This window comes from Halapricum sp. CBA1109, from assembly GCF_009741825.1.
Lineage (GTDB): Archaea > Halobacteriota > Halobacteria > Halobacteriales > Haloarculaceae > Halapricum.
This window is the reverse complement of the sequence record NZ_WPCA01000011.1, coordinates 14,284-33,299: the sequence shown is the minus strand read 5'-3', so window position 1 is coordinate 33,299 and position 19,016 is coordinate 14,284. Positions and strand designations below refer to the sequence as shown.

The 19,016-nt window shown below is 65.6% G+C and carries 11 protein-coding genes, 1 tRNA gene and 1 pseudogene; 5 read left to right on the top strand and 8 right to left on the bottom strand.

The features are described 5' to 3' along the window. Both GJ629_RS02520 and GJ629_RS02515 read right to left on the bottom strand, forming a co-directional pair. Window positions 1–290 (bottom strand): glycosyltransferase family 2 protein (locus tag GJ629_RS02520; RefSeq protein ID WP_157511607.1); only part of this gene is annotated, 290 nt, incomplete at its 3' end. Between the two features lie 51 nt (window positions 291–341). Continuing rightward, entirely contained in the window at window positions 342–3,356 is a 3,015-nt protein-coding gene (locus tag GJ629_RS02515; RefSeq protein WP_157511606.1) for a S8 family serine peptidase, read from the bottom strand. Window positions 3,357–3,742: 386 nt separating this feature from the next. Here GJ629_RS02515 and GJ629_RS02510 point away from each other — a divergent pair, with 386 nt between their 5' ends. Beyond that, on the top strand, window positions 3,743–5,533 hold the full coding sequence (locus GJ629_RS02510) for an amidase (RefSeq protein WP_197428395.1): 1,791 nt from the start codon (window positions 3,743–3,745) through the stop codon (window positions 5,531–5,533). A 404-nt stretch (window positions 5,534–5,937) separates the two neighbouring features. Here the strand turns inward: GJ629_RS02510 and GJ629_RS02505 are convergent, their stop codons facing one another. Genes GJ629_RS02505 through GJ629_RS02490 form a run of 4 tightly spaced genes read right to left on the bottom strand, consistent with a single transcriptional unit; the run spans window position 5,938 to window position 13,623 of the window. Continuing rightward, complete coding sequence (locus GJ629_RS02505) at window positions 5,938–7,971, bottom strand: SpoVR family protein (RefSeq protein WP_157511604.1); 2,034 nt, start codon at window positions 7,969–7,971, stop codon at window positions 5,938–5,940. After that, a complete protein-coding gene (locus tag GJ629_RS02500) occupies window positions 7,968–9,278 on the bottom strand; it encodes a YeaH/YhbH family protein (RefSeq protein ID WP_157511603.1) in 1,311 nt (436 codons plus the stop codon). The genes GJ629_RS02505 and GJ629_RS02500 overlap by 4 nt, the downstream gene beginning before the upstream one ends. Next, the gene (locus GJ629_RS02495) at window positions 9,269–11,551 is read right to left on the bottom strand and encodes a PrkA family serine protein kinase (RefSeq protein WP_157511602.1); all 2,283 of its coding nucleotides are present in this window, start codon (window positions 11,549–11,551) and stop codon (window positions 9,269–9,271) included. The genes GJ629_RS02500 and GJ629_RS02495 overlap by 10 nt, the downstream gene beginning before the upstream one ends. Beyond that, window positions 11,551–13,623: a PrkA family serine protein kinase gene (locus GJ629_RS02490; protein ID WP_157511601.1), complete on the bottom strand. Its 2,073-nt coding sequence runs from the start codon at window positions 13,621–13,623 to the stop codon at window positions 11,551–11,553. Before GJ629_RS02490 ends, GJ629_RS02495 begins: the two co-directional genes overlap by 1 nt. A gap of 419 nt (window positions 13,624–14,042) precedes the next feature. Between GJ629_RS02490 and GJ629_RS02485 the strand changes: the two genes are divergently transcribed. Continuing rightward, the gene (locus GJ629_RS02485; protein WP_157511600.1) at window positions 14,043–14,429 is read left to right on the top strand and encodes a DUF5820 family protein; all 387 of its coding nucleotides are present in this window, start codon (window positions 14,043–14,045) and stop codon (window positions 14,427–14,429) included. Window positions 14,430–14,455: 26 nt separating this feature from the next. After that, window positions 14,456–14,908, top strand: coding sequence for a UPF0179 family protein (locus GJ629_RS02480; protein ID WP_157511599.1), 453 nt, complete (start codon window positions 14,456–14,458; stop codon window positions 14,906–14,908). 18 nt (window positions 14,909–14,926) lie between these two features. On the opposite strand, the gene GJ629_RS02475 is transcribed toward GJ629_RS02480, so the two are convergent. After that, window positions 14,927–15,718 carry a succinylglutamate desuccinylase/aspartoacylase family protein gene (locus GJ629_RS02475; RefSeq protein WP_157511598.1) on the bottom strand — a complete coding sequence of 264 codons (792 nt, stop codon included), beginning with the start codon at window positions 15,716–15,718 and terminating at the stop codon, window positions 14,927–14,929. Between the two features lie 329 nt (window positions 15,719–16,047). Here GJ629_RS02475 and GJ629_RS02470 point away from each other — a divergent pair, with 329 nt between their 5' ends. Together GJ629_RS02470 and GJ629_RS17820 are read left to right on the top strand one after the other, a co-directional pair. Further along, window positions 16,048–17,208 carry a hypothetical protein gene (locus GJ629_RS02470; RefSeq protein WP_157511597.1) on the top strand — a complete coding sequence of 387 codons (1,161 nt, stop codon included), beginning with the start codon at window positions 16,048–16,050 and terminating at the stop codon, window positions 17,206–17,208. A gap of 49 nt (window positions 17,209–17,257) precedes the next feature. Next, window positions 17,258–18,456: pseudogene (locus GJ629_RS17820) on the top strand (DUF418 domain-containing protein). 424 nt (window positions 18,457–18,880) lie between these two features. Here the strand turns inward: GJ629_RS17820 and GJ629_RS02460 are convergent. Beyond that, window positions 18,881–18,964, bottom strand: a tRNA-Leu gene (locus GJ629_RS02460). Between the last annotated feature and the right edge of the window lie 52 nt (window positions 18,965–19,016).

The following is a 19,016-nucleotide window of genomic DNA, read 5'->3' as shown; positions in this document are numbered from 1 at the left end:
GGGTCGGCGACGGCGTCGTCGTCGACGAACGCGACCACGTCGCCGCTTGCGGCTTTCGCGCCCTCGTTTCGGGCCCGGAGCAGGCCGCAGTTCCGGGTCAGTTCCGCGACGACGACGTCCTCGTCGTCGCCGAAGTCCTCGCGGTAGCGCTCTGCCACCGCGGGGTCGCCGTCGCTGACGAGGACCAGTTCCACGTCGTCGTAGGTCTGGGCGTGGACGCTTTCGGCCGCCTCCAGCAGGTCGTCGTACCGATCCAGCGTGTGCGTACACAACACGACCGAGACGCGCATATCCGCGCCGACGACAGCCAGTGGCCTAAGCCTGACGGGACCGAACGCGGATCACTCCGAGACCTCGTTGTACAGCGCAAGCGCGTCGAAGATGTCGACGCTCCCCGAGCCGTCGAAATCGAAGGCCCGGGCGTTGGTCCGGATCGGGTCGCTGTCGAGATTGTTGTAGAGCGCGAGGGCGTCGAAGAGGTCGGTCCGCCCGTTCCCGTCGACGTCCTCGAACAGGCCGTCGCTGTCGGGGTCACCGGCGGGGCCCGTGGCGTCCGGCAGCGTCACCCCGTCGGCGGCCGACACCGTCGCGCTGCCGTTCTCGATTCCGACCGGAATCGCGTCCGTCGGGCCACGCAGCCGTGTTGCCGCCGCGTCGACAGTAACCGGGTACGTACCCGCCTCGGCGTCCGGGGCGGCCGCGACGGTCACCCGCGCCAAGGTCGGGTTGTCGACGCCGGACGCCCGGGACTGGGTCAGTACGGCCGTTCCGGACGCGTTGTCGACGTTCACGACTGGCGTGGCGAAGTCGCCTCCTATCGCGTCGACGACCGTCAGCACCGATGGGTCGTAGCGGAGTTTCGTCCGGTAGCCCGCGACGCCGTCAGCGACCGCCGAGAGCGTCAGTTCGGTCCGCGAACCCGGGCGTACGGTCCCGTTACTCACGACGACCGCCGAGTCGGGGGCATCCGGGACAGTGACGGTCCGGACGGCGGTGTCGTCGGCACCACACTCGCGTGCCACCCGGAGTTCGACCTCGTAGGTCCCGCCGTCGGCGTAGGTGTAATTCGCGGTCCGGCCGCGCCCGTCGACGACGCCGTCGCCGTCGAAGTCCCACTGCATCGCGCTGAGGTCGCTTCGTGGTGAACTCGGGGCGGCGTCGACACTGACTGTCTGCCGGTCCAGCGAGTAGTTGAACGCGGCAGTCGGCAACGGCGCACACGGGGCCCTGTATCGGCCGATTCCCGAACCCACCATCCCACCGCTCCGAGCAGTGACCTCGACCGTCCGACGGTTCCCGTTCGTCGCCGTGTCACTCGCGTCGTAGGAGACCCGGTACTCGTCGCGGATCTGCCGGCCGATAGTCGCGTAGGCCTCGCTCAGATCGCTGGCCGTCGACACCGCGTAGTACTCCCCGCCGGTCCGGCGGCTTAGATTGCGAAGGACTGTCGCGTCGCCTGAAGGCAGGCCGACCGCGTAGATCGGAACGTTCTCCGCCCGCGCGGCGTCGACCACGTCTGACATCGTGTGGGTGTCGTCGTCGCCCTCCCCGCCGGCCAGTAGCACGACCGCCGTCCGGACATCCTGTGTGGCGGCCTCCCGCACGCTCCGGAGCGCGCCGTCGTACAGCGAGGTGTTCCCGCCGGTCTGGAGGCTCGCGACCGAGCGGTTCAGTGCTGTCCTGTTGTCCGTCCAGCGCCGGTCGATCCGCACGTCGTCGGCGAAGGACACCACCGCGCCCTCGTCGTTCGGCCCGAAGTTCCCGACGTATTGTCTGACCGCCGCCGTCGCGTCCGCGAGAGTTCCCGAATCGAGAGTCCCGCTCCGACTGACAGCAAAGACGGTGTCGACGGCGTCGTCGTCCCCAATCGGGGTGACCGACTCGACAGGCCGGTCGGTCCCGTTCTCGTCGACCTCGACGTCGGCGGCGGTCAGGCCCGACACCGGCCGCGACCCGTTCGTGACCGACACGTAGACGTCGACTGTCGGGAAGCCGTCGGCGTCGACCTGCGTGGCTTCGACGACTACCTCGCTGCCGAGACCGCCACTCACGTTCAGCGCCTGAGCGGCCCGAAGGCGGCCGTAGCCGGAGTAGTTGTCACGGCCCTCGGTGTGAATATCCGTCGCGGTGTCTGTCAATTGTTCCCGTATCTGCGCGTCGGTGACGGTCCGTTCCCCGTCGGCGAAGTCGCTGGCGATGAGGAGGGCCGCCACTCCGGAGACGTGCGGGGCGGCCATCGAGGTACCGTCGAGACGCCCGTAATCGTATCCGGTCAGTTCTATCGGGACTGTCGAGAGGATGTCCTCCCCGGGCGCAGCGATCGCGATATCCGGGCCCTCGGCGCTCGTCCTCGTCGTCAGGTCGTCTCGGTCGGTCGCCGCGACACCCATCACCTCGGGATAGGCTGCCGGGTAGCTGACCTCGTCAGTGGTCGGGTCACCGTCGCCGTCGTTGCCCGCTGCGGCGACGATCACCGAGTGCTCTGCGGCGTTCTCGACGGCGTTCCGAAGGGTCGTCGATCGCTCGTCTCCGCCGGCGCTGATCGAAATGACGTCGGCATCGTCCTCGGTTCCGATTTCGCCGTCCGGACCCTTCACGGCACGGTCGAGCGCTTCTGCCCACCAGCTGTAGTAGCCGTATCCGTCCGCGTTGAGTGCCTTCATCGAGTAGAGGTCGACCCCCGGCGCGACGCCGACGACTCCCCGGTCGTTGTCCGAGGCGGCGATGGTCCCCGCGACGTGGGTCCCGTGTCGGTTGTCGTCGTCCGCCGCCCTGACGCCGGCCGTACCGACTTCGTCCGTGGTGTCGTACCCCCACTCGACCGATCCTTCGAGGTCGGGGTGGTCGTAGTCGATCCCGGTGTCGACCACGGCGACGTCGACGTTCGCCCGGTTCGCAGCCGGGACCGACTGTGCCGCCCGCGTCGCGTTTATCCGCCCGACTCCCCAGGGAACGCTCTGGCTAGCTGCCCCGCCGGTATCGGTCGTCTCGTTCCCGGTAGCGCCATCCTGAATCCGGATGACGTGGTCACGCTCGACGGCCCGGACCGCCGGATTGGCCCGCAGCGTTGGGATCGCCGCGGGGTCGACTCGCGCGACCCGCATCGACACGATGTCGACGCTCTCGCCGCCGAGGACGCGCCCACCGACCGCCGAGACGCTCCCGCCGGTACAGCTCGCCCGTGTGACATTGTCCTCGTAGATGACGACGACTCGGACGTCGTCACCAGAGTCCGAGTCGACGCCACCGGCGGCGTCCGCCTCCCACGAGTCGACGTCCGCACACGAGGACAGCGCGGCACTCGCCCGAACGTCCTGACCACCGGGTTGGTCCGTGGCTGCCGCCGTGGTCCCCATACCGAACACCAGTATCGCAGTGATAACGATGGGAAGATATAGGGAACTGCTTCGCACATTCGTAACAAAATCCCCCCAAAACTAAATCTTTTGGTGAGTTTTAAGTGATATTCTATGACATATGTTTCCTAGAACAGCTACCTGTGTCTGCCGGAGACACGGGACATATCGGTAGCATCTGTATAGTATAATCACCTGTTCGCTGGGGGGATGTATTTACACAGAACGCTTATCAGTGGTCTGTAGATACGGGTAAACGAAGAGAAAAAATGGCTAATAAGGAACAAAAAAGCAGTAAACCGGACACAAAAGATAACAAATCGTTAACTCGGAGAGGCATCCTCGGGACCGCCGGAGCCGTCGCCGTCAGCGGACTCTTGTCCGGTGTGGGGAGCGGGGACGAGCACACGTCATCGGAGGAGTTCGACCCGGTCGAGGCGAACTCCTGGGAGATCCGACGCGGATACGAGACGGGAGCGTTCACGGCCGTGGAGGTAGTCGAAGCGTATCTGGACCGCATTCTGGCCTACGAGGACCAGTTACAGGCCGTCATCACTATCAATCCCAACGCGATCCAACGAGCCGAGGAACTCGACAAAGCGGCCGAACCGGGCGGTGTACAAGCGTCCGAATCCGAGGAGAGCGGATCGGCAAGTGTCACGGCCCCGCGGGACCTCGTGGGTCCGCTCCACGGCGTCCCCGTCCTCGTGAAGGACAACTGCAACACTGACGACATCCCGACGACGACCGGGACAGTTGCGATGGAGGACTCGGTCCCGACCGAGAGTGCCGATATCGTCCAGAACATCCGGGACGCCGGCGGAATCGTCATCGCAAAGGCGAACATGGACGAGTTCGCGTTCGGCTACACCTCCTCCAGTTCGATGGGCGGAACGGTGTACAACCCCTACAATCTGGAACGGACCTCGGGCGGGTCCAGCGGCGGGTCCGGCACGGGTATGGGAGCCAACTACGCCGCCATCGGAATCGGGACCGACACCGGCGGCTCGGTTCGGGTACCGTCGCTGGCGAACAGCCTTGTCGGCCTGCGACCGACGCGGCAACTGGTGAGCGGTGCGGGGGTCTCGCCGCTGTACTCCAGACAGGATATCCCGGGACCGATGGCCCGGACTGTCGCGGACACGGCGCTGATGCTCGACGTCCTCGCGGCACCCAGTCCCGGCGACACGCTCACGTATCACCAGTACGGCAAGACACCCTACGCCGACGGCAACCGGTACACGGACTTCCTCAACGAGGACGGTTTGGACGGTGCTCGAATCGGCGTCTACGCCGACTGGATGCCAGAGGGGGAGATACGCGAGCAGTTCGAATCGGTGTTCGACGAGATGGAGGACGCGGGCGCGACGGTCGTCTCCTATCTGGAGTCCCCGCCCGATGATCTCACGGACAGCGCGTACCGTTCGAGCACGATCAACTGGGACTGGCAGAACTACCTCGAAACGATCGAGGAGTACGACAGTATCGAGGACCTCGCCCTGACCGGCGAACTCGAAAGCTGTGGCATCACCTTCGCGCTGGAGGAACCCGAGACGATCGAGGGACTCAAAGAGAACGTCGAGTTCTCCGTGCCCTACTACAACCAGCGTGAACTCCAGCAGTACATCCTCTCACAGATGGAGAGACACGACCTCGATATGGTGATGTACCCCGGGAATCAGGATGTCCCGACCCCGGACTACTCCGAGGACATCAGCTGGGGCCCTGCCAATCTGCAACTGTCCCCGATTCTGGATTGGCCGTCCATCGTTATGCCCGTCGGCTTCCGGGAGGACAGCGGCGTCCCTGTCGGTATGGAGTTTCTGGCACCGAAGTTCGAAGAACCGAAACTCATCGAGACCGCATACGCGTTCGAACAACTCACCGAGGCCCGGGAACCGCCGGCGGACTTCGGTCCCGTCGAGGGAGGCGGCGACTGGGACGCCGACGATATCGCTATGTGGAACGACGCACGGCCGGTCTACAACACGGTCGGAGAGGCGTGTGACATCCCCGACGGCAGCAGCGCCTCCACGAGTCCACAGGACCTGTCTGTCGACACGCGAAACCTGCCGGGGTCCACCGACAGTGTCAGCCTTGGTGGCGGCACAGCTTCGGAGTCCGGCGACGAGGAAGTCAGCGACGAGGAAGTAAACGGCGGCAATCTGCCGGAATGAGCGACCGCGGGAAGAACTCGCTACCCCGGTAGGCGCACGGACGGCCCGTGCTCAGCCCCCGAAACCGAGGACGACGCCCTGTGTTTGTTCTCGGAGACAGCGGTAGCGGCACACGAACGTGATCCCGACGAAAGCCGCGACCGCTCCGCTGTGACCCATTCTTTAATCCGGCCTTGTCGATATCATATCTGTGTGGGCTACACAATGGGGAAGCCCATCGAAGAGTTCTCTCTTCACGACGAGCGGTGATCGCGGGAGAGCGACGCGCTCTCGACCCACGGGCAGCGAGCCACAGGAGTCGGGAGTCCCGAGGGATTTCTCCGCCTCAATGCCGAGTGGCTCTTTGCCTGAACACTACGTGGACTTCGAGGCGATGGTTCAGTCCGCCGAAACAGTGACGTCGGTCAGGCCAGCCACTCCTCGGGCGTGGTGTCGTAGTCGACGTCCGTCGCCGCGAGGTGTTCGACGGCCTCCCACGGTACGTCGGTGATGGTAACCGCCTCGCCGTCGTACCGGATGCGCTTGCCCACCTCCGTCGCCTCGGGTTCGCGGTCACGGCGGCGAGCGACCTCCAAGTCGTGTTCGTCGTACTCCTTGACGATGGTCAGGAGGTTCACCGGCCGCCCCCACAACTCGAAGACGCGCTTGAGCGTCTCCTTGGCCTGCCCGATGTCCAGCGCGACGCCGTTGTACTGGTGGGCCAACAGGAGTTCCCCGGCGTTGTCGAAGTTGCCGTCCTCGACGACGACGGTCGGTTTCCCGAAGTTGGTGAACTGCAACATCAGCTTCTTTTTGACGTCCTCGTAGTCCGTCGAGGAGACCCGATAGTCGCCGCTCTTGTGGGCGTACTCGTAGGTGAAGTAGTCGTTGTCGTCGACAAACTCCTGTGTGAGGAAGGCGTCGATGAACGTCACGTCGTTGTGGCTCTGGCGTATCTCACGCATCCGGTCCCAGCCGCGGGTGTACTCTACGTCCGCGAGGGCGGCGTCGACGCTGTCGTATCGTTCGTCGTCGAACATATACCGGGAGACGCGTTCGAGTTCCTCGGGACTGACGCGGGCGAGAAAGCCCCGGTTCTGTGGCCGCACCAGCGAGTAGTGACGCTCACAGAGGCCCTCGTAGGTGAGGACCTTCCACGGGTACGCCTCGACGTCGAACTCCCCGTCACGGGCGGCCGCCAGTCCGTCGGCGTCGACCCGCGGGTCCTCGGGGTCGATGTCGTCGAGGTGGCCCGGCACGTCGACAAGCCACGCGGGCGGTTCCAGCGTCGCCTGTATCGCCTCGAAGTCGACCGTCTCGTGGAAGTTCCGCCACGCGATGCCCTCGACCCGGAGCAGTCGCTCGACGACTTCCCGACGGTTCTCGCTGTTCTCGATGTACTGCCACAGTTCCAGTCCCAGTTTGTAGGGGTTGAGTCCGCCCGACCCCAGCACGCGGGACATATGGTCGGCGTAGGTGACGAACTCGTCGTCGCCGGCGAACCCCTCGTCGACCATCATCACGGATTCCCAGTAACTGGCCCACCCCTCGTTCATGACCTTCGTCATCTTCTGGGGTGCGAAGTAGTAGGCCTCCCGGCGGAGAATCTCCAGAATCTCCCGTTGCCAGTCGGTCATCTCGACGGCCTTCTCGGCGTCGTCGTCGTACTGCTTACCGTGTTTCAACAGGAAGCCGATGACGTCTTTCTGGGGTTCGTCGGGGAAGGAGACGGGACCGTCGCCCTCGCCCTGACTGTCGATCCACTCCTCGTCGAACACTTGCCGGCGGACCTCCTCGCTGAGGTCGAGTTCGTCCAGTTGCTCGTCGACGTCGGCGGTGTCCAACTCGGCGGCCTCGGCCTCCGGTTCGACCGGTTCGTAGGGGACGTGCTGGTCGATGTTGTCCTCCAGACAGAGGACGTGGTCGATCCACTTCTCGACCTCGGCGCGGTCGACGTCCGGATCGGCCATAATCTCGCGGATCGTCTCGGCGTGGCGGGCCAACATCCCGGCGGCGTCGGGGCCCTCCAGCGGGTGGACCTCAGAGCGTTCGCCCGGGGCCGTCTCGCGGTCGGTGAACAGGCCGAACCACTCGTTGTTGGCGAAGAAGTCGCTGTGGGCCTCGACGTGGGTGATGACGGCCTTCTGGTCGGCCATCGAGTTCGACTCTTGGAGGAACGCGTGGGCCGGGTTGTCGTTGTTGACTATCTCGAAGGCCTTGCCGCCGAGGAACTGGCCCTGTTTCTGCTGGCGGTCGTACTGCATTCCCCACCGCCAGTGCGGGTAGCGGTCCTGAAACCCGCCGTAGGCGATGAGTTCGTTCATCTCGTCGTAGTCGACGATCCAGTAGTTGACGGGGTAGGCGGTCAACCCGAGTTTCTCGGCGAGGTTGCCGGCCTCTTCGACCGGTTCCTCTAACTCGGCGGCGATTCGCTGTGCGGCGATGCGGTCGTCTATCATGAGTCGTCCTCCTCGGTGCTGAGTATCTCGTAGATGGCGTCGACGACGTCGTCGGGCCCGGTGACGTAGGCGACGGCGACGTTGTCCGCGCCGCGGAAGTGCCGTTCGACCTCCTCGGCGTGGGTCGCGTTGATGGCGTTGCCGCTGGGTTGAGTCTCCACGTAGGCGTGGAGGTTCGCGGGAATCTCCTCCATCATCGGGATAACGTGGTCCTCGGTGTCGTTGCTGGAGTTCTCGCTGTCGCCGGCGGCGAAGACGTAGCGGTTCCACTCGCTCCAGGGGTACTGTTCCTCGAGGATCTGCGCGGCCAGTTCGTAGGCGCTTGAGATGCGGGTCCCGCCGCCGGAGCGGATGCCGAAGAACTCCTCGCGTTCGACCTGCCACGCCTCGGCGTCGTGGGCGATGTAGACGAACTCGGCGTTGTCGTACTTGCCCGTGAGGTACCAGTCAAGCGGCGTGAACGTCCGCTCGACCAGTTCGCGCTTCTTCTGGCGCATCGACCCCGATACGTCACGGATGTTGACCACGACGACGTTCTTCTCGCGTTCCTCGACGATTTCGGGGTAGCGGTAGCGCTCGTCCTCCCGGCGGAAGGGAATCTGATCGACGCCCTCCCGGCGGATGCGCTTTGCCGTCGACTCCATCTCGACGGCGTCCTCGAAGGCCTCCTGATCAGGGTAACTCGCCCGCTCCTCGCTCGGGATGTCCGCGTAGGTGTCCTCGATCCACGCCCGGGAGACGGGGATGTTCTCCCCGCGGGCCCACTCGTAGACCGTCGCCGGGCCCCAGCCGTCTATCTTCAGGGCCTCGCGGACGTACTCCTCGTCGAAGTCCATCGCCATCTTCCGCTTGAGACCCTCCTTGAACAACCGCTCGAAGTCGAGCGTCGAGGAGGGGCCGGTCCGGGTGATGTCGGTGAAATCGCCCTCTTTCTCCTCGATGACTTTCTTGCCCTTCGGGTCGAGGTCCAGCCCCAGTTGCTCGTCCAGTTCTTGGGCGAACTCCTCGGGGTCCATCTCGTAGTACTCGTGGTCGCCACTCTCCTCGCCCGGGTCGCCGTCCTCGTCGCCGTCGCCGGGTTCGGGTTGACCGACGGGGTCGCCCTCCTCGGCGCCCTCGCCCTGCCCGACGCCGCCCTGATCGCGTTGGTCGTAGGCGAACTCCGGCAGGTCGATGATCTTGATGGGAATCTGGACCGAGTCCGCCCGCGAGCGCCCGAGGTCGCCGTACTGGATGAATTCGGCGAGGTCCTGCCGGCGCTGTTCGCCCACCTCGCGGTACCGCTCTAAGTCGTCTCTCAGTCCCATCGGTAACTCACCTGGCTCATCACGTGGCGACTCGTCAGTTCGGCCGTCGCCTCGCTGTAGTCGAACATCTCGATCATATTCTCGACGGTCTGGTCCTTGATGCGGGCCGTCTCCGTGTTCGCCGGCGGGGCGTCCCACTGACGCGGGTCGAAGTCCGCGAACGTCCGGCCGACATCGTCCCAGTCGTGGTTGCCCAGCACCGTCTGGATCACCGGAATCTCCTTGGGGTTGACGTCCTCGACGCGGAAGGTGTCGTCGCGGTTGTGCCACGCGTAGCGGTTCAGCGCCGTGATGATCCGGTCGGTCCGGAAGGAGGCCACGGCGTCGGTCGGTTCGTTGTCCGCCCGGTAGTCGCTCTCCTCGAAGCGCCCGAGGTGCTCTATCTCGAACACCTTCATCTTCAGCGGGTCCGGGTCGACCAACTCGCCGCGGGCGTTCTCGATGCGGTCGTCGGTCGCCCACGCGTAGACGTGTTCGATGTACTCCTCGACGGTGGCCTCGTCGACGCGTTTCTCCCGCATCATCGCCTCCAGCACGTCCGCCTCCTGTCGGTCGTAGACGTAGTTTTTCACCGGGACGACGCGCTCCTCGAACTCGGCGGCCTCGGCCTTGGAGAACACCGGCGCCGACACCAGCCCTTGGGCCATCGCGTTCAGCACGTCTTGGGGCATAATCACGCCCTCGACGGGCAACTCGGGGTGGTGGCGGTCGGTCGTCTCGTGGAGCAAGTCGGCGATGACGTCCCGCGTGTACGTGACGGGGATGCCGTGGTCGCCGTCGGCGGCCTCGTCGTCGAACGCGAAGGCGTCTATCTCCCGTCGCTCGTCGCCCTCCTGGAGGTAGCCCCGGTCGAACAAGAGCGCCTTCTCGACCAGCGTCAACTCCTCGGGGAGATCGCTGCCGTCGAGCCGTGACACCACGTCGTACAGCGCCGCCGCCTCCAGCGTGTGCGGGGCGAGTTCCCGGTCGCGGACACCGCTCTCGCTGCGGACGCCGATACTCACCGGCTGGCGGATGCGCTCCTCTAGGTCGGCCCACGATTCGGACTCCCAGACCTCGGTGTCGTTGGTCAACTCCCGGAGGAGCAACTGTAACTCCAGGCTGAGGTTCGTGAGGTAGGTGAACTCGTGTTTGTTGAGGCGGCGCTTGAGCGCCTTCAGCGGGTCAGACCCCTCGCGGTCGGCGTGCTGGTTGAGTTGGGCGTCCAGATCCGGGTTCGAGATGATGATCATCTGGGTGTCGACGTCCATCCCGATGCCCTTGTCCAGTTTGACGCTGCCCTCGTCGGGGACGTTCAGGAGTTTCTGGAGCAGGTCGGCGTGCTGGGCGGCGTCCTCGACGATGGTCAGCAGGCCGTTGCCCTGACTCAGGACGCCGTCGTAGGAGAACGCCTGCGGGTTCTTTCGGCCCCGGGAGTCCAGCTCCCGAAGCATCCCGGCCATCCACGACCCGACCAGTCGCTCCTTTGGCGTCCCCTCGTCCTCGGAGTGGAGGACGCCGATGCCGCGGCCCACGTCGACGACGAAGTTCTTCACCCGGAGGTGTTGGGGGTCGGTGACCGCCGAGAACAGGTCCTCGACGCCCTGCCGGCGGTACTGCTCTTCGAGGTAGTCGTAGGCCTCCCGGGAGAACGGGTCGAGGTCGCCCTCGACGTGGACCTCGATGTGGTCGTCGAGGGCCTCGTTGACGCGGGCGAGGATGTCCGCCCGCACGTCCTCGGGGAACACCGTCAGCGGATGGGCCTGCACCGGGCTCTCGTACCAGTCGTCCTCGTCCTCGACGGCCTGTTCGCCGTAGGTGAGGCCGCCGGACTCGCCCGCCGCGCCGGCGACGTTCCACTCGACGGTGTAGCGCCGCCCGGCGTCGGTCTTGGAGTACTCCCGGAGGCCGTTGATGAGACACCGCTTGAGTTCGGACTTGCCGGTGGCCGTCGGGCCGTCGAGCCACACTATCTTCTCGTCTTTGCCGCGCCGGGCAGCGATAGACCGGAGGTCGTCGACGAACCGGTTGAGCACCTCGGTGTTGCCGAGGATGGCGTGTTCGCCGTCGTTGTGCGGGTCGTCGAAGAAGCGATAGCGCTCGGTCTCCTCGCCCTCCTCGACCACCGTTCGGGTCCCGGCGGCCTCGATGGCGTCCAGCAGGTACTTCGAGGCGTGGGAGGCGATGGCAGGGTGGTCGAGTACCAGATCGACGTACCCCGCGAGGCTCATCGGCTCCTCGTAGGTCGAGGCCAGCGAGCGGTCGGCCGCGTCGATGAACTCCTCGCCGGACATTACTCTTCCATCTCACTTTTGGCGACTTCCGCGCCGGCGAACTCCAGCACCTCCTTGGCACCGTCGCGGGTGTAGCCCTGATCGATCAGTGCCTCGATCCACGCCGAGCGTTCGTCGTCGTCCATCTCGCCGGAGGAGACCAGCGCCGAGAAGTTGATGTTGTGTTTCTTGTCCTCCCAGAGTTTCCGCTCTAAGGCGCGGCGCAGGCGGTCGTTGTCCTGCGGGTCGAAACTCGACCCCTCGCGGGCGCGCCGGGAGACCCAGTTTGCGACCTCCTGTCTGAAGTCGTCTTTGCGGTCCTCGGGCAACTGGAGTTTCTCCTCGACGCTGCGGAGGAACTGCTCGTCCGGTTCCTGCTCGCGGCCCGTTATCTCGTCCTCGACGGTGTCGTCGTCGATGTAGGCCATCACGTGGTCCATGTACTTCTCGCCTTGGCGCTGTATCTCGTCGACGTCGTAGGCCAGTGCGTGGCGGACGTCCTCGATGGCGCGGTCCTTGTACTCCTCGCGGACCAACTCGAGGTACCGATAGTAGGTCTCGAAGTCCTCGGCGGCGATAGAGCCGTGGTTTTCGAGGTTCTTCTCGAGGTGGTTGAACGTCGTCAGCGGCGAGAGGAACTGTCGGTCCCGATGCATCGAGTCCATGATGGCCTCGGCTATCTCGTCGCCGATGAACCGCGGGGAGACGCCCTCCATCCCCTCGCCGATCTCGGCGGCGGCGTCGCCCTCCTCGCGGAGTTTCTTCACGTCGACGTCGTCGGTCTCGTCTATCTCGCCGTTGTAGGCTTTGGCCTTCTGTATCAGGTCGACGTTTGTCGCGTCGGGTTCCTCGATGCGCGTGAGGACGCCGAACAGCCCCGCCATCTCCAAGGTGTGGGGCTCGACCGCGATGTCCGGCAGGTCGGCGTTGCGAAGCATCTTCCGGTATATCTTGGCCTCGTCCTCGTAGCCCAGCACGTACGGGAAGTCGATGCGCTTGGTGCGGTCGTTGAACGCCTCCATCTTCTCGTCGCCTTTCTTGTCCTTGTACTCGGGCATATTCGTCCGGCCGACGATCACCTGGTCGATGTCGATCCGGGGGTTGTTCTTGGGTTTGATCGTCTGCTCTTGGGTGGCGTGCAGGAAGTCATAGAGGAACTCCCGCTGGAGCTTCAGTAGCTCCTCGCCCGAAAAGATGCCCCGGTTGGCGTTACAGAACGCGCCGGAGTAGTCGAACGCCCGCGGGTCGGACTCGCCGTAGACCGCTATCTTCGAGTAGTTGACGTCGCCGGTCAGTTCAGTCTCGTCCTGGTTCTTCTTGTCTTTTGGCTCGAACGTCTCGATGGCTTGGCGCATGTTCTCGTCGGCGACCAGCCGGATCACCTCGACGTGGTTGTCCAGCACGGCTTCGAGGTCGTCGTCGTAGTACGCCAGCAGTCGGTCCATATAGAACTCGCTGGCGGGGTCGAGACTCTGCTCGTTGCGGATGGTGTAGGGCGCGTCCAGGTCCGCGTTGATGTCCTCGATGATGTCGTCACGTTGCTCCTGTGGGATCAGGACGATGGGGTCTTGATCCATCGGCGACCGAACTGTATCGTCCGCGGGGTCCTGATCCGGGATGACGTCACAGAGGTTCGTCCAGCGGAAGGTGTACATCCGGCCCTCCTCCCGGCGCGTGTAGTCCTCGAAGTAGCGCCGGACCTGCCGGTCGAAGTCGGATTTCCCGGAGCCGACCGGACCGAGCAGGAGTTTGATCCGCTTTTCGGGGCCGAGTCCGCGGGCGCCCGACTTGACCTTGTTGACGAACTCGTGGATGGACTCGTGGATGACTTGCCCGTAGAAGGTGTTCTCGCCGTCGTTGAGCGGGTCCTCGGAGGCGAGTTTGTACTCGACGAGACCGGCCTCCTCGTCGTACTCCGTGCCGTAGAAGTCGAACATATCCGCCACGCGCTGGTGGGCGCTGCGGGCTATCTTCGGTTCGTCGTACAGCCGTTTTAGGTACCACTCGAAGTCGTTGCTCTTGCGCAGGTCCGCGGGGATGGACGCGCGGTATTCGTCGCTCAGTTCTGCCAGCGTATCTGGAGTGCCTGTCATTGTATCACGTGTTCGTGGAGGGCGTCCCAGTGGGGACACCTTCGGGACGCGTCGCCGTCCCGACCGTGTCGCTCACGGCACGCGACGGCGAGACCCTCCGTCGACGGCGGTCGCTCGACGGCCGCGGTGATCGACCGAGAGTCTGTCGATTGTGGTCGTGTATCATACGTCGGTGTCGGGTCGGGAGTGGGGTGTGGTATCTCGTACCAATACCGATACTCTAATATCATTCGTCGCTACAGCAACATAAGCGCTTCTCCGATATAGGTATTATTTCACTCATTTTCTGAATAGAACAACGACCGAATATTACCACTGTCCCGCGATTCCGGAGCGTTTCGTACCCGGCCCGCGAGAACTACTTAAATCTGGTGTCCGCCGACCGGGAGATTCATCTTGCGCGCGCCGAACCCTCGGGTATGGACACGTTCGCGGACCTGTCGGGATGGACCGTCTGGAACGACGGCGACCACCGGACGGTCGTCGTCTATCGGCCCGACGTCTTCGACAGTCAGGCGTTCCCCGCGCCGTGCTTGCCGACGATATACCTGACACACGGCCGTCGCGGTCGGCGGCCGGGCGACCACCGACCGTCGCCGGGGGATCCGTGGTACGTCTCGCTGAGTCTCGAACCCGACGTTTCCCGGGACGGCGAGAGCTACGACACCCGAGAGGCCGCCGTCGACGCCGCCGTCGAGTTGGCCGAGGCGTTCGACGCCGGCGAGGTCGACTACCGGTCGCTGTATCAGGTGCCTCGTGAGGCGTATCTCGACGAACTCGACCGGTTGACTGGCGGGAACACTTAATCGGCTCCCCCGACTACCGTCTCCCAATGACTCAACTGACGCTCATCGGGACGCGCCTCGCACGGGAGGGGGAGACGTTCGTCTATCAGGGCGAGGCCGACGCCTGTGAGGGGTGTCCCTACCGCGACCAGTGCCTCAATCTCACGGAGGGGCGCAAGTACGAGGTGGTCGACGTACGCGAGAACACCTCGGTCCTCGACTGCGCCGTCCACGACGGCGGCGTCCAGGCCGTCGACGTCGAACCGGCACCGATCACCGCCAACGTCCCGAGCAAGGGAGCCTACGCCGGGAGCAAGGCGAGTCTCGCCGGGTCCTGTCCCTACACGGACTGTCCGAGCCACCGGTTCTGTGAACCGGCCGGGGCCGACTTCGACAGCGAATACCGCATCGACGAGGTGCTCGGCGACCCGCCACACGACTACTGTATGCTCGACCGGGAGTTGACACTCGTGGAGTTCGCACCGCCCGAGGACGGCTGAGCGCGCCCCGACGAGCGACTAACTACTGCCGTAAGACGCTTTCACCGCGGCGTAGCCGAAGACGTCCTCGTAGCCGTACGCCGAGAGGAGGACGGGATAGAACGACTCTTCGGCGACGTACTCCTCGCCGTCGGCGACAGCGAAGGTGTCCCCGGCCTCGACTCGCTGGAAGTTCTCGGCGAACACCTCGTAGCTCTCGGCGGCCGCTTTCGGCACCACGTCCGACAGGCGGAACAGCGGCACGTCCCGGGACTCGGGCGCGGAGGTGTCCGCGAGGGCGCCCGTGGCGGCGAGGAACTGCCGGACGATGTCGGTCGCGTTCTCGGCGGCGGCGGCCGACCCCTGAAACCCACACTCGACTTCGACCAGCGGCGACACCGACTCGAACAGCCGTCCCTCGTCGAACGCGCCCGTCTCGACGATGGCGTCGACGGGCAACTGCCGCGCCAAGTCGGCCGACTCGCCGGCCCCGTCTTGGACGATGGCAAAGGGCCCGTCGTAGGACTGTGTGGAGTGGAGCGCGAGCGTCGTACATCCGGCGAGAACGTCCGTCAGTTCGGCCGCCAGCCGCGACTCGTGTGTCGGTCCCTCGGGGTCGCCCGGAAACGCCCGGTTGAGGTCCTCTTCGACGTAGCGGGTCCCGGCCGACAGCGCCGCCTCGTTGGCGACGATCAGCGCGACCGGCCGCGCGACCGCCGGGTCCTCGGCGAGTATCCGCTCGATTGCCTCGACGCCACAGGGTTCGTCGCCGTGAATGGCGGCGACGACGGCGACTTCCGGTCGCCCGTCACCCAGCCGTTCGATACGCATTCGGCCAGTCATATGCCAAGCGCCCACTTAACGCCGTCGGGAGTGGGCGATCACCAAGGTTTATTTAAAATTACTCACAACGGGAACCTACGGGGTGGGACGATATCACGCGACGTAGCCGACAGTCGACCGAGCGGGGAGTATCGAACGACGAACCGGGGGCAAGGGAGACACTGCTCGCGTCGCTCCACGACGACGAGCGACCGGAGTACCTGCTGGAACACGCCGAGGGAACGGTCGAGTGTGACCGCGACGGGCGGACGGAGGAACTCACGCCACGGGCGGGCGCGCCGTCCCTCGTCGCCGTGACCGACCGTCGGATCGTAATCTTGGTCCCCGGGTCCGGGACGCGGTCGGCCCGCGACCAGCGGATTCCGATTCACTTCGCGGACGTACGCCGCGTCGGACTGGACGACCCGTCGGCCCCGGCCACGCTCTCGGTCGTCCACGAGCGAGGCCACCGCTGGCGCGTCCCGGTCGCCGACGGGGGCGCCGAGACGGCCGCGGCCGCCGTCCGGTACGTCCGGACCGGCGCGGAGGTGTGGACCCGCGCACAGGAGACGGCGTCGACGATTCACGCCAGCCGCGGGGACCTCGTCGAACCGATCCGCGAGGACGGCGACTGGCAGTTGGTCGCGGACCGCTACGACTTCCTCACCGAACGCGTGGCCGACGCCAGACGGACCGCCGAGGAGACGCCGTTCGAGGACGTGGCGTCGCTCCAGCGGACCGTCGACCGGGCCGAGCGAACCCTCGAATCCGCCTACACCAGAGCGCTGCTGGTGCGACTGACCGTCGCCACGGCGACTGCCAGCGAGCGCTTCGCGGACGACGACCACGTCGGGGCGCTGGACGCCTTCGCCACGGCCGCCCGAAGCTACCGCGCGGCCGCCGAACGCGTCGAAGAGTACGGCATCGACCCGGTCGGATCGACGACGGCCGACGACCAGCGCGCCGTCACCGTGCGCGAACGGACCGACGGCCGGGCACCGCTGGCAGCGGGCGACACCGAGACGGCGCTCTCCATCGCCGCCGACCGGGTCGCTGCCGTCGGCCGCGAGGCCATCGACAGAGCCGACGACGCCCGGACGGCGGCCGACGCCGCGACGGACCCCGCGGACACCGCCGCTCACCTTCGCCGAGCGTTCGACACCTACCGGACGCTGTTGGACTGTTGCTGGGGCGCACGGAGACTCCTCGGCATCGAGCGCGAGCGGTTGCAGACCCGCGTCGAGGAGACGGTCGCCTCGCTACTCGACCACCACCGTCAGGCCGCCTCGGCCGCCGAGTGGCAGGCCCACGGGGCCGTCGCCGAAGACGACCCGAAAAGAGCTTACGAACTGTTCACCGACGCTATCGACCACGCGGCGGCCGCCCTCGAACTGGCGCGGGAGTTCCGCGCCGGCGACCCCGACCCCATCGAGGCGACGCGGGAACGGTTGCTGGCCGACCGCTCTGACCTCCAACTCGGCGTGACGATCAAGGAGTAGCCCGCGGGCGGACCACACACCTATTCGTCGCTGGGGTTCCTGCGTCGAACTGTCCGTGACAGACGGCCCGACACCTCCCACCGAACGGATCGTGAGTCTCGACGCACTCCGGGGCGTCGCGGTCCTCGGCATCCTCCTGATCAACGTCAGAGTCTTCTCGATGCCGGAAGTGACGCTGCTCAACCCGACCGCCTACGGCGGGTTCACGGGACTGGACTACTGGGCGTGGCTTCTCGGCCACGTCTTCGCGGAACTGAAGTTCATCACGGTGTTCTCGGCGCTGTTCGGGGCCGGGACCGTCCTGTTCGTCGAGAAACGCCGTCAGTCCGAGGACCCCGCGATGGGCTACCACTACCGGCGCACCGCGTGGCTGCTCGTCATCGGCCTCGCCCACGCCTACCTCCTCTGGTACGGCGACATCCTCGTCGCGTACGCCCTCTGTGGACTGGTCATCGTCCTGTTCGTCGACACCCCGGCACGGACGCTCGCCGGCGTCGGCGTCGTCCTCCTGTTGGTCCCCTCGCTGACGGAGTTAGCCGTCGGCCTCGCGGGCGGCGGCGCGGCGATAGCGACCAGTGGGCCCCCGCGGGGTCGGTGCTCCAAGCCGAGATAGCGACCTACCGCGGCGGCTGGACCGAGCAGTTGTCCCACCGCGTCCCGACCGCGTTCGAGCGCCAGACCAGCGGCTTCCTCGGGCAGACGTTCTGGCGCGTCGGCGGCACGATGCTGCTGGGGATGGCACTCTACCGCTGGGGCGTCCTCACCGGCGAGCGCTCGACCCGACTGTATCGGCTCCTCGTCGCCGGCGGCGCCGTCGGCGTCGGCATCGTCCTGTTGGGCGTCCGCTACATCGAGGCCGCCGACTGGAGCGCCGACGCGGCGCTGATCTGGCGGCAGTTCAACTACTGGGCCAGCCTCCTCGTCGCCGGCGGCTACGTCGGCCTCGTCACGCTGTACGCCCGCTGGCGACCCGGCGGTCCTCTCACGCGCGCGTTCGCGGCCGTCGGCCGCACGGCCTTCACGAACTACCTCCTCCAGACCGTCGTCGCCACGAGCGTCTTCTACGGCCACGGGCTGGGCCTGTTCGGCCGCGTCGGCCGCGCCGAGGCCCTCGGGATGGTCCTCGCCTTCTGGGCCGTCCAGATTTCGCTGTCGGTGCTGTGGATTCGGTTCTTCCGCTTTGGCCCGGTCGAGTGGCTCTGGCGGACGCTCACCTACAGGGAGTTCCAGCCGCTGGTTCGGTCGTAAGTCCGCCGTAGAAGGTTTTGCGAGGGAAGATCGCTCCGAACGGATCTTCCTGCACTGTTGCGAGGGGCCGTAGTGGCCAACAGTGCGAGGGAAGGGATTTGAACTCCCGTCGGAGTTGTCCGACGACGTTCAAATCCTTCCGTGTGCATCTTGTGCGGCCCGGGATGGGCCACACAGCGATGCGAGGGAAGGGATTTGAACCCTTGGACCACCGGAAGACTCGCTGGCTCACGGTTTCACCGTTCGCCGACAGCGAGTCTTCCGAGTCCACGCTCGCGTCGCTCGCGTGGACCCTACGGGAGCGGATCTTGAGTCCGCCACCGTATAGCTGTGGCTCCCGAGCAGATTTTAGAGAGTGTTTGCGAGGGAAGATCGCTCCGAACGGATCTTCCTGCACTGTTTGGGTGGCCGTAGTGGCCAACAGTGCGAGGGAAGGGATTTGAACCCTTGGACCCCTACGGGAGCGGATCTTGAGTCCGCCGCCGTTTCCAGGCTTGGCTACCCTCGCACGCGTCCTGTGTGCAGGAGGCTCTGGTATATATGCACCACGACATCGACCG

Coding starts and splice junctions, on each gene's coding strand:
- GJ629_RS02515 (WP_157511606.1), bottom strand. CDS start 3,356: ATGGGGACCACGGCGGCAGCCACGGACCAACCCGGTGGTCAGGACGTT.
- GJ629_RS02505 (WP_157511604.1), bottom strand. CDS start 7,971: ATGATAGACGACCGCATCGCCGCACAGCGAATCGCCGCCGAGTTAGAG.
- GJ629_RS02500 (WP_157511603.1), bottom strand. CDS start 9,278: ATGGGACTGAGAGACGACTTAGAGCGGTACCGCGAGGTGGGCGAACAG.
- GJ629_RS02495 (WP_157511602.1), bottom strand. CDS start 11,551: ATGTCCGGCGAGGAGTTCATCGACGCGGCCGACCGCTCGCTGGCCTCG.
- GJ629_RS02490 (WP_157511601.1), bottom strand. CDS start 13,623: ATGACAGGCACTCCAGATACGCTGGCAGAACTGAGCGACGAATACCGC.
- GJ629_RS02485 (WP_157511600.1), top strand. CDS start 14,043: ATGGACACGTTCGCGGACCTGTCGGGATGGACCGTCTGGAACGACGGC.
- GJ629_RS02480 (WP_157511599.1), top strand. CDS start 14,456: ATGACTCAACTGACGCTCATCGGGACGCGCCTCGCACGGGAGGGGGAG.
- GJ629_RS02475 (WP_157511598.1), bottom strand. CDS start 15,718: ATGCGTATCGAACGGCTGGGTGACGGGCGACCGGAAGTCGCCGTCGTC.